We start from the raw sequence: 10,836 nt of genomic DNA, 5'->3' as shown, positions 1-10,836 counted from the left end.
GGTCGGTGGTGATGACCGCGGGCAGCGTGACGGACAACGTTTCGAGACCGCCGTCGACCTCACGGGTTACTGAAGCCTTGCCGTCTGTGACTTCCACCTTCGAGGCGAAGGTGGCCTGCGGCAGGTCCGCCAGCGCGGCCAGCATCTGGCCGGTCTGGTTGCAGTCGTCGTCGATGGCCTGCTTGCCCAGGATCACCAGGCCGGGCTGTTCCTTGTCCACCAGCGCCTTGAGCAGCTTGGCCACGGCCAGCGGCTGCAGCTCGTCGGTGCACTCGACCAGGATGCCGCGGTCGGCGCCGATGGCCATCGCGGTGCGCAGGGTCTCCTGGCACTGCGTGGGGCCGCAGGACACGGCGATGACCTCGGTGGCCACGCCCTTCTCCTTCAGCCGCACGGCCTCTTCCACCGCGATCTCGTCGAACGGGTTCATGCTCATCTTGACGTTGGCGATGTCCACGCCGGTGCCGTCAGCCTTGACCCGCACCTTGACGTTGTAGTCCACCACCCGCTTCACGGGGACGAGTACCTTCATGCGCTTGTGCTCCTAGCAATGGGAAATCAAAAACGAACGATCGTTCGATTCTAAGGGCCAAGGCCGCCGGAACGTGCATTCTTGGCACCCGGGCTGACCCGAACCTACACTGCGCGCCCGATTTGGCGCCCTGTCCATGACCACCTCCGCCCTGCCGGTGCACATCGGCGTCTTCGACTCCGGCCTTGGTGGCCTGTCGGTGCTGCGGGCACTGCGTCACAGCCTGCCGGCCGCTCAACTCAGCTACCTGGCCGACAGCGGCCATGCGCCCTATGGCGAGCGTGACGCCGTCTTCGTCAGCGAGCGCACCGCCCGGGCCGCGGCCTTCCTGCGTGAACAGGGCGCGCAGTTGCTGGTGATCGCCTGCAACACCGCCACCGCGGCGGCCGTGGCCGGGCTGCGGCAGGCGATGCCGGACTGGCCCATCGTGGGACTGGAGCCCGGCCTGAAGCCCGCGCTGGCCCTGACCCGCCGCGGCAGCGTGGGCGTGATGGCCACCCAGGGCACCCTGTGCAGCCCCCGCTTCGTGACGCTGAAGAACCGGCTGGCCGCTGCGGCGCCGCAGGTGCGCATCCATCTGCAGGCCTGCGTCGGGCTGGCCCGGGCCATCGAGCAGCATTCGCTGCACAGCGCGGAGGTGGGCGAATGCATCGAGCGCCATGCGGCGCCGCTGCGCGCTGCGGGCTGTGACGTGGTGGTGCTGGGCTGCACCCACTATCCGCTGGTGGCCGGGCGCATCCAGGCTGCGCTGGGCCAGGACGTGCAGCTGGTGGACACGGCCGACGCCGTGGCGCGACGTACCGTCGCCTTGGCCACGGCCTTGCCGGCCCTGCAGCAGGCGCCCGGCTGCACGCTGTGGAGCACCGGTGACCCGGCAAAGCTGCAGGCCGCGGCCGAGCGTTGGGCCGGCGTGGTGGCGACGGCCGGGCAGGCCCCGGTGTAGGCCGTCGCCGGCGTGCGGGCCCGGCGCTGCTGCACGGGCCACTTCGGGAAAGTCAGTCGGCGGAAGAGCCGCCTGCCGCGCGCACGCCGCGGGCCACGTCGATCGGCCGCAGCAGCAACAGGCCGGCGACGAAGAACACCGCCGTGGACAGGATGGCCAGCCGGTGGTTGCCGGCCGTGAGCCAGGTCACCAGGCCGTAGGTGAGCGGACCCAGGATCGCGGCCAGCCGGGTAGCGAAGGTCCACAGGCCGAAGAACTCGGCCAGTCGGTCGGCTGGCGCCAGGGCACCGGCCAGCGCACGACCGGCTGATTGGCTGGAGCCCATGCACAAGCCGGCCAGGACCGCCGCCGCCCAGAACAGGCCGGGCCCGGTGGCGGCATAGGCCAGCAGCGTCATCACCAGCCAGCCCACCAGCGTGGCGCCCAGCGTGCGCTTGTGGCCCGAACGGTCCTGCCAGTAGCCGAAGAGGAAGGCCCCCGCGGCCGAGGCGATGTTGACCGCGAACACCAGCGCCATGGTGTCGGTCTGCTGGAAGCCCAGCGCCTGCTCCGCATACACCGCGGCCAGTGCCACCACCACGGCGATGCCCGCCTGGTAGGCGGTGCTGCAGGCCAGCAGCCACGCGAAGTCCCGGTAGTGCGCCGCCTGGCGGCCAGTGCGTGCCAGCCGCGCCAGGGCCTGACCCGCACCCGCCTGGCCGGCCGGACCGGCGGGCTGCGGCTGCGGCTGCGCCCGTTCCTTCAGCAGCACGAAGGTGGCGACCGAGGCTGCCGCGTACACGCCGGCGGTGATCAGCATGGTGACGGGCACGAACTGCGCGGCCTCCTGCCCCTGTCCCTGGGCCCACAGCACATAGGCCAGCGACAGGCCCAGCGACAACATGCCGCCGAAGTAGCCGAAGCTCCAGCCCCAGCCGGACACGCGGCCGATGGCCTCGCGCCGCGCCAGCTCGGGCAGGAAGGCGGCGTTGAGCGCCTCGCCGTACGAATAGAAGGTGTTGGACACGATGACTGCCACCGCCGCCAGGGCCACGTCGCCGCGGCCGCAGGCCGCCAGCGCCAGCGTGGCCAGCACGCAGCCGGCCGTGGTCCAGGCCAGCACCCGCTTCTTGGCACCGCGCTGGTCGGCATGCGCCCCCAGGGCGGGCACGGTGAGCATGGTGATGGCGCTGGAGACCGCGATGCACAGCGTCCACGCCAGCGTGGCCCAGCTGGCGCCCTGCGCCACCACGCCCACGAAATAGGCGTTGAACACGGCGGTGAGCACCACCGTCGTGTAGCCGGAGTTGGCGAAGTCGTACATCGCCCAGCCGAACACCTCGCGCTTGCGCACGCCGGCGTTCAAAGCCGCTTGGGGAAACCAGCTCAAGCCACCTCCTGCAGTCCACGGGCGGCGCAGGCTAACACCCCGCGGCCCCGCGGCAGGACTAGGAGGGGGTGCGTCCGCTGGTGCGCGGCGGGGCCGCGGGCGGCATGAAGTCGGCCATCACGGCCTCGAAGCAGGCGGCGCCCTCGGCACTGCCATAGGCACGCAGGCCGCGGCCGGGTCGCCAGTCACGTCCGCCGGCGGGATCGGTGAGCACCACATCCACCTCGGGCGCACCCGCGGCCCGTCGCTGCAGGACGAGGTGGACGGCGGCGGGTTGGGACGAGGGATTCATGCGGGTGCGCTCCTGTGTGGCACCGATTCTTGGCCCTGGAACGCGGGGGTGGCATCGCCCGCACGGGGGATTGGCCCGCCGCCGTGGGCGGTGTCGTCAGCGCCCGGTAGGCACCCACAGCGACAGCCGCGGCAGCATGGCGCGGTAAGGCACCAGCAGCACCACGGCCATCAGCCACTTGACGCCCAGGTCGCCGGCGGCCAGGGCGCGCCAGTCCAGATCGGTGCCGGCAAAGGCCAGCGAGAAAAACAGCAGCGTATCGATGACCGAGGCGACTGAAGACCCGACAAACGGGGCTTTCCACCACGATTGCGTGCGCCAGCGGTTGAACACCGCCACGTCCAGCAGCTGCGACACGATGAAGGCGACGCCCGAGGCCAGCGCGATGCGCCACGGCGCCAGCAGCAGCGACACCACCACCGCGATGGCAAAACCCATCCATGCCACCCGTCGAGCGGCGGAGGCGCCGACCGCGCGGTTGGTGAGGTCGGTCACCAGGTAGGCCACCGGAAAGGTGAAAGCACCCCAGGTGAGCCAGTCGTTGATGGGGAACTGGACGAGGAAATTGGACGAGACGATGACCAGCATCATCGCGAGCACGGGACGCCACAGGCGCCCGAGCGGAAGCCGGGTGTCGGACATGGGAGGAATCCAGGGAGTGGATGGGACGGCGCGCCGCGCGGGTCGCCGCCTGGTGCCGGGGACGGGACTCGAACCCGTACGCCGCTTGCGCGACAGCAGATTTTAAGTCTGCGGCGTCTACCGATTTCGCCACCCCGGCCGGGGCGCGGAGCATACCGGACGCGGCTACTTGCGCTGGTTGTCGAGCGAGGGCGGCGGCGTGTAGCCCAGCTCGCGGGCACGCGCCTCCCAGCGTGCGGCGGGCTGCGGCTGGTCCTGGCGGCGGTAGTGCAGCGCCAGCTCGTAGCTGGCGATGCCGTTGCCCAGCTCGGCGGCGTACTGCATCCAGCCTTCGTAGCGCGACAGCTCGGCGCCGCTCTGCGCGCCGGTGCGCCAGGCGCGGCCGACGCGGGCGGCGGCGTCCTTGTCGCCGCGGGCGGCCTTGAGCAGGTCGGCCTGGTAGTCCTTGTCGGCCCCGGGATGCGGCTCGAAGGACCGGCGGAACAGCCGGATGTCGTTGCGCCGCAGGATGGCCGCAGCCTCCTTGGCGCCCTCGCGCATCACCTCCGCGCCGCCGGCCAGCTTGCTGTCGGGCCAGCGCTGCAGGTAGCGGTCGGCCAGGCGCACCACGTCGGGCGGCCACACGGTGGCCTGCAGCGTGGCCCAGTCGCCGGCCTCGTCCTCGGTGCGGAAGCGGCTGCCGCCGGCCGCGGCAGTGGCCGTGCTCGCCGGCCGCGCCGCCAGCAGCACCGGCTGCCGCGTGTTCTCGGCGATGAAGGGGAACTGCGCGAACTGCCGGATCAGCGACACCGGATGGTTGAGCATGGTGCGCTGGGTTTCCAGCTTGACCAGCCGGAACAGGTCGGAGAACGACAGCTCGTCCGACGCGGTGCCCAGCTGGTGCACCAGGGCACCGGTGTAGAAGGTGTTCTGCGTCTCGTTGTTGGGCGCCAGCGCGGGCTTGCCGGCGCCGGTGGAAAAGGCGATGAGGCAGCCCGGCGGCGCTTCCACCTGGTTCAGGCCCTCGCCGGGCTTGAGCGCGGCGCGCAGGTCGGTGCGGCAGGCATCGATCACCGCGATGGTCAGGCCCTGCTCGCGGCGCGGCAGCTTCAGCACCACGTCGGGCTGCAGCACCATGCTGCCCTTGAGCAGCGTCTCGGGCGTGCCCGACGGGTTGACGCCGGCGCCCAGCAGCAGATTCTCCGCATTCAGCTGCACGCCGTGGCCGCTGAAATAGAACAGCACGATGGCATCGGGCGGCGCGGCCGCCACCCGGCGCAGGAAGGCCTCCACCGTGGCGCGCGCGGCGGCCGGGTCGAGGTCGATGCCGGCGGTGACCTGGAAGCCGCGCCTGGCCAGCGCCGCCTCCATGTCGCGCACGTTCTTGTGGATGGAAGGCAGGTCGAAGGGCTCGGGATAGGCGCGGTTGCCCAGCACCAGGGCCAGGCGCTCGCCCAGCACCACCGCGGCCGGCACCTCGGGCGCGACGGTAGGTACGGGCGCGGTGGCCGCGGGCGACGGATTGCCTGCCGGTGCCACGGGCGCGGCACCGTACTGCGCCGCCACGCGGCCCGCGGCGCCGCCCAGCCAGGCCGCCAGCGGCCATTGCCACAGCCGGCGGCGCAGGCGCGACGCCAGCCGGCGCCGGAGGGCGGAGGGAGCTTCGGGATCTGGGCGAGTCATTTCGGGCAGTCCAGCGCGGGCCAAGGGGGATCGCATTGTTCCGGCAAACGGATGCCGTCACTGCCCTGCGTGGCCGGCCGGCCCGGGCCCACCTCCGCGATGACGCCGGCCCGCAGCCGCACCGCCACGTTCTCGGTGCGCACCGCCTCCTCGAAACGTTCCTTGCGCGCCTGCTCGGAGACCGAGGCCACCGACGACAGCGAGCCGCTCAACTGCGGCGACGCCGGCAGGAAGCCGTTGTAGAGCACCGGCACCTCGCTGAGCAGGCCGGCGCCGTCGTGGAAGAAGCTGTAGAGCCCGGCGCCGATGCGCGGGCCGGTGAGGTAGACGGCCGTGGAGCCGCGCGCGCCGTTCTTCGGCAGCACCTGCACGAAGCCGGCACTCAGGCCGGCACGCGGCGCATCGGTGCCGATGGCGCCCACGTCCACCGCGATCGGCGCGTCGCTGTTGCCGAAGCTGCCTTCCAGCGTGTAGGCCGCAGGGTCGAGCAGCGTGAGCTGCAGGCCGGGCGTGGAGCGCACGGTGCCGAAGGCCCCGTCGTTGTACCAAAGCCGTGCGCGGATCACGCTGCCCGGATCGGTGCGCAGGCTGCCGGCAGTGATGCGCACCAGGTCGGCCGCCACGCCGTCCACCGGCACGGGGGTGCCGTCGATCGCCACCGTCTGGTTGCCGATGCGCAGGTTCTGCCCGGCCAGCGTGATGACCGACTGCCGCGCCGGCAGCGCCAGGTTGTTGGCGTCGCCCGCCGTGTTGGGCTGCCAGGCACTGCCGAAGCTGGTGGGCGACAGCGTGGCCTCGTTGGCGCTCAGGGCCGACAGCCCGCCGCGCAGGTCGTTGGCCACCTGCCCCAGGCGGATGGAGCCGCCGGCCGGCGACAGCAGCAGCAGGCTGGTGTCGGCAGCGCTGGTGATGCTGCTGCCTTCGGCCTGCACGATGACGTCGCTGGCGAAATGCAGGCTGCGGCCGGCGGGATCGACCACGCCCACGGCCACATCGGCCGGCGCATAGCTGGGCGCGGCATGCGCCACCAGCGCCAGCTGGGCAGTGCCCTCCAGCGACCAGGTGCCGGCCAGCGTGAGCAGTCCGCCGTCGATGCGGCTGCTGCCGGCGGACAGGCGCAGGTCGCCCAGCACCAGGTCGGCATGGACGCCGGCCGCGTCGGCGCTGGACAGCTGCAGCGAAGCCGCGTCGATCGACAGCGGCTGCGAGGCGCTGGTGTTCCAGCGGTTGCCCGCCGCGGTGGCGGTGATGGCACCGCCCGCGGCCAGGCGGATGGGGGCGGTGGCGGCGACGGTGACCGGCGCTGCGTAGGTCTGGTCGCCGCTGGTGGTGACGGAGCCGGCCAGCGTGACGGCGCCTTGCGCGTCGATGGACTGCAGCGTCTGCGACCCGCCGAGCTGCAGCGAGGCCCCGGCCGCGATGGTCAGCGCCGTGCCGTCGGGCAGGCGCTCGCTGCCCACCGTCTGCAGCAGGCCGGCCTGCACCGTGGTGCTGCCGCCGTAGATGCTCGCGCCACCCAGCACCAGCGTGCCCTCGCCGGTCTTGAGCAGGACGCCGCGGCTGTTGCCGTCGGCCATGACGCCGTCGTAGCTGAGCGCCTGGCCGGCGGCGACGTCGAGCGTGCCCCCGCTGCCCTGCAATGCCAGGCCGCGGTTGGCGGCCAGCGTCATGCTGCTGCCGACGCGCAGAGTGCCGCCGTCCAGCAGCAGGTGCGCCGGGCTGGCGCTGCCGGGCGCGGCGCCCAGGTGGCCGTCGCGGCCGATGGCCAGCACGCCGCCCAGCACCTGCGTGGGGCCGGTGTAGCTGTTGTCGGCGCTGCCGGCCAGGGTGAGCGTGCCGCCGCCGGCCTTGGCCAGGCCGCCGTCGCCCTCGATGCGGCCGCTGAACAGGTGGTCGGCGGCATCCGCGCTGGTGAGCAGGCCGCTGGCGATGCGCAGGCGGGCGCTGCCGTCGGCCGCCTGGCCGGCCCGGTCGTCGAAGCCGGCCACGGTTTCGGCACCGCCCAGCCACAGCATGGCGCCGTTGGCGATCTGCACCCGCGTGGCATCGGCCAGGCGGTCGGCGGCATCGGTGGCCAGCGTGCCGGCCTCCACCAGCGTGAGGCCGGTGTAGGCCTGCGCACCGGCCAGCGTGAAGCGCCCGCTGCCCAGCTTCGTGAGGCCGCCCACACCGTCCAGGCGGCCGCTGAAGACGGTGTCGGTGGCATCGCCGGTGGTCAGCGTGTGGGCGCCCAGCGCCACCTGGGCGCTGCCGTCGGCCGGCAGGCCGGCCAGGTCGGCCAGCGAGGCGATGGTCTCGTCGCCGCCCAGCACCAGGACGGCGCCGTTGGCCAGCTGCAGCGCGCCGGCGTCGGACAGGCGCTGCGCCGCGCCAGTAGCCAGGGTGCCGGCCTCGATGCGGGTGAGGCCGGTATGGCCGTTGGCGCCGGCCAGCAGCAGGGTGCCGCCGCCGGTCTTGGTGAGGCGGCCGGCGCTGCTGCCGTCGGCGGTGCCGCCTTCGTAGGCCAGCGTCTGGCCGGCGGCCACGTCGATGGTGCCGCCAGCGCCCTGCAGGGTGATGACCCGCCCCGCGGCCAGCGCGAAGCTGTTGTCCACCCGCAGGCTGCCGCCGTCCAGCAGCAGGCCTGCGCCGGCCACGCCCAGCTGCGCGTCGGAAGACAGCCGCAGCACGCCGTCCAGCACCGAGGTGCCGCCGTGGCTGTTGGCCCCCGGCTGCGCCAGCGTGAACATGCCGCTGCCCTGCTTGACCAGCCGCCCGGCGCCGCCGCTGCCCACCAGCTGCCCCGTGTAGACGGTGCTGTTGGCATCGCCCAGCGTCAGCGTGTGGGTGCCCAGCAGCAGCCGGGCGCTGCCGTCGGCCACCTGCCCATCGGCATCGGCGAGCGAGGCGACCGTCTCCGCCCCGCCCAGGGCCAGCACCGCGCCGTTGGCGATCTGCAGCGCGCTGCGGTCGTCCAGGTGGCCGGCGCTGCCGCCTTCGGTGGCCAGGGTGCCGGCCGCCACCAGCGTGAGCCCGGTGTAGCTGTTCAGGCCGGCCAGCGTGAAGCGGCCACTGCCCGTCTTGGTGAAGCCGCCCGAGCCGTCGATCACGCCGCCGAAGCGGGTGTCGCTGGCATCGCCCGCGGCCAGCGTGAAGCTGCCCAGCAGCACCCGTGCGCTGCCGTCGGCCACCTGGCCGGTTGCGTCGGCCAGCGAGCCGATGGCCTCGTTGCCGCCCAACTGCAGCTGCGCGCCGTTGGCCACCTGCACTGCGCCGGCGTCGGGCAGGCGCTCGGCGCCCTGCGTGGCCAGCACGCCGGCGGCCACCAGCGTCAGGCCGGCATAGGTGTTGGCACCGGCCAGCGTCAGCGTGCCGCTGCCGGCCTGCGTCAGGCCGCCGCTGCCGCTGATGTCGTTGGCCACCAGCAGCGCGTTGCCGCGCTGGAAGCGCAGCAGGCCCTGGTTGAGCACGCTGCCGCTGCCCAGGCTGCCGGTGCTGCCGCCATCGCCGACCTGCAGCACGCCGGCCGCGATGGTCGTCGGGCCGCTGTAGCTGCTGTCGCCGGTGAGCACCAGCAGGTCGGTGCCGGTCTTGGTGAGTCCGCCGGTGCCGACGATGCGGCCGCCGAAGGTGGTGCCGCCGCCCAGCGTCAGCGTGTGGCTGCCCAGGTCCACGCCGCCGCCTGCGGCGCCGCCGCCAGCCAGGCTGCCGAGCGTCTCGTCGTCGGCCAGCACCAGCGTGGCGCCGGCGGCATCGGCGAGCTGCACCGCCGCGCTGTCGGCAAGCGCCGCGCCACCGGCCAGCGTGAGGCCGCCGGACAGCACCGTGGTGAGGCCGGTGTAGCCGTTGCTGCCGCTGAGGGTGAGCATGCCGCCGCCCTGCTGCGTGAGCGTGCCGCTGCCGTCGATGCGGCCGCTGACGGTCAATGCGGTGCTGCGGTCGAACACCAGCGCGCCCTGGTTGAGCACGTTGCCGCTGCCCAGCGCGCCGGTGCCGCCGCCCTGCCCCACCTGCAGCGTGGTGCCGGCCTGCACGGTGGTAAGCCCGCCATAGGTGTTGTCGCCAGTGAGGATCAGGCGGCCCGTGCCCGCCTGCGTGAGCGTGCCGCTGCCGGTGATGGAGTTGGCCACCACATGGCCGGCCGCATCGCTGCGGTCGAACACCAGCGCCGCGTTGTTCCCGACCGGCCCGCTGCCCAGGCTGCCGGCGGTGCCGCCATTGCCCACCTGCAGCGTGCCGTCGGCCACGGTGATGCCGCCCGCCATGCTGTTGTCGCCCGCCAGCGTGAAGCGGCCGCTGCCCAGCTTGACCAGCTGCACGGTGCCCGGCGCACTGGTGCTGCCGGTGATGCTGCCGGCGAACACCGTGGAGGCGTTGTTGCCGCCCAGGGTCAGCCGGCGGTCCAGGCCCAGCGCCACCGTGGCGCCGGCCGCGCCGCTCAGCGATCCGATGGTCTCGTTCGCATCCAGCACCAGTGTGGCACCGGCATCCAGCTGCACCGCCGCGGTGTCCGCCAGTGCATTGCCGCCCAGCAGCCGCAGGGTGCCGCGCTCCACCGTGGTCAGGCCGCTGTAGCTGTTGCTGCCGGACAGCGTGAGCTGGCCGGTGCCGGCCTGCGTCAAGCCGCCGCTGCCGCCGATCGCCATGCCCAGCACCAGCGCGCTGCTGCGCTCCACCACCAACAGGCCGTTGTCGACGATGGCGCCGCTGCCTGCGGAACCGGTGGTGCCGCCGGCGCCCAGCCGCAGCACGCTGCCGCTGTCGATGGTGGTGCCGCCGCCGTAGCTGTTGTCGGCCGCCAGCGTCAGGCTGCCGCTGCCGGTCTGGCGCAGCGTGCCGGCGCCGGAAATGGTGTTGGCCACCGTGAGCGCCGCACTGCGGTCGAACACCAGGCTGCCCTGGTTGACCACCGGGCCGCTGCCCAGCGTGCCGGTGGCGCCACCGGCGCCCACCTGCAGCGTGCTGCCGGCGTCGATGGTGGTGCCGCCGCCATGGCTGTTGTCGGCGCCCAGGATCAGCAGGCCGCTGCCGGTCTGCACCAGCGCGCCGGTGCCGGTCATCGCACCGGCCAGCGTGAAGGCCGCGCTGCGGTCGAACACCAGGCTGCCGTTGTTGGTGATGCCACCGCTGCCCAGCGTGCCGGTGCTGCCACCCGCGCCCACGCGCAGCGTGCTGCCGGGGTCGATGGTGGTGTCCAGGTAGGTGTTGTCGGCGGTCAGCGTGAGCAGGCCGCTGCCGGTCTGCGTGAGGCTGCCGTTGCCTTGCAGCAGGCTGGCCAGGGTGAGGTCGGCGCTCCGGTTCACCACCAGGGCACCGTCGAGGTCGATGGGCCCGCTGCCCGCCGTGCCGCCGGCGCCGCCGTTGCCCAGTTGCAGCGTGCTGCCGGTGTCGATGGTGGTGCCGCCGCCGTAGCTGTT

Annotated in this window: 7 protein-coding genes and 1 tRNA gene; 1 reads left to right on the top strand and 7 read right to left on the bottom strand. The window is 73.2% G+C overall.

The window, feature by feature from the left end; translation table 11 throughout:
- A partial coding sequence (locus VO99_RS27180; RefSeq protein ID WP_046116107.1) for an electron transfer flavoprotein subunit beta/FixA family protein occupies positions 1 to 532 on the bottom strand: 532 nt, incomplete at its 3' end.
- 136 nt (positions 533 to 668) lie between these two features.
- Here VO99_RS27180 and murI point away from each other — a divergent pair.
- Entirely contained in the window at positions 669 to 1,475 is an 807-nt protein-coding gene (gene murI, locus VO99_RS27175) for a glutamate racemase (protein ID WP_046116106.1), read from the top strand.
- Positions 1,476 to 1,527: 52 nt separating this feature from the next.
- Here murI and VO99_RS27170 read toward each other — a convergent pair whose 3' ends face one another.
- From VO99_RS27170 to VO99_RS27150, 6 genes are all read right to left on the bottom strand, one after another.
- The gene (locus VO99_RS27170; protein ID WP_046116105.1) at positions 1,528 to 2,844 is read right to left on the bottom strand and encodes an MFS transporter; all 1,317 of its coding nucleotides are present in this window, start codon (positions 2,842 to 2,844) and stop codon (positions 1,528 to 1,530) included.
- Positions 2,845 to 2,902: 58 nt separating this feature from the next.
- On the bottom strand, positions 2,903 to 3,136 hold the full coding sequence (locus VO99_RS30660; RefSeq protein WP_157039836.1) for a hypothetical protein: 234 nt from the start codon (positions 3,134 to 3,136) through the stop codon (positions 2,903 to 2,905).
- A 96-nt stretch (positions 3,137 to 3,232) separates the two neighbouring features.
- Positions 3,233 to 3,778, bottom strand: coding sequence for a VUT family protein (locus tag VO99_RS27165; protein ID WP_046116104.1), 546 nt, complete (start codon positions 3,776 to 3,778; stop codon positions 3,233 to 3,235).
- A gap of 50 nt (positions 3,779 to 3,828) precedes the next feature.
- Positions 3,829 to 3,917 (bottom strand) — tRNA-Leu (locus VO99_RS27160).
- A 26-nt stretch (positions 3,918 to 3,943) separates the two neighbouring features.
- Positions 3,944 to 5,440, bottom strand: a complete 1,497-nt coding sequence (locus VO99_RS27155; protein WP_046116103.1) for a caspase family protein — start codon at positions 5,438 to 5,440, stop codon at positions 3,944 to 3,946.
- Positions 5,437 to 10,836 (bottom strand): autotransporter-associated beta strand repeat-containing protein (locus VO99_RS27150; protein WP_046116102.1); only part of this gene is annotated, 5,400 nt, incomplete at its 5' end. The genes VO99_RS27155 and VO99_RS27150, both read right to left, overlap by 4 nt.

Source organism: Aquincola tertiaricarbonis (genome assembly GCF_000969605.1).
GTDB lineage: Bacteria > Pseudomonadota > Gammaproteobacteria > Burkholderiales > Burkholderiaceae_C > Aquincola > Aquincola tertiaricarbonis.
This window is presented reverse-complemented; position numbering and strand designations above follow the sequence as displayed.

Bases quoted from the DNA above. Each gene is read 5' to 3' on its own strand.
- VO99_RS30660 (WP_157039836.1), bottom strand. From the start codon at position 3,136: ATGAATCCCTCGTCCCAACCCGCCGCCGTCCACCTCGTCCTGCAGCGA.
- murI (WP_046116106.1), top strand. From the start codon at position 669: ATGACCACCTCCGCCCTGCCGGTGCACATCGGCGTCTTCGACTCCGGC.
- VO99_RS27165 (WP_046116104.1), bottom strand. From the start codon at position 3,778: ATGTCCGACACCCGGCTTCCGCTCGGGCGCCTGTGGCGTCCCGTGCTC.
- VO99_RS27155 (WP_046116103.1), bottom strand. From the start codon at position 5,440: ATGACTCGCCCAGATCCCGAAGCTCCCTCCGCCCTCCGGCGCCGGCTG.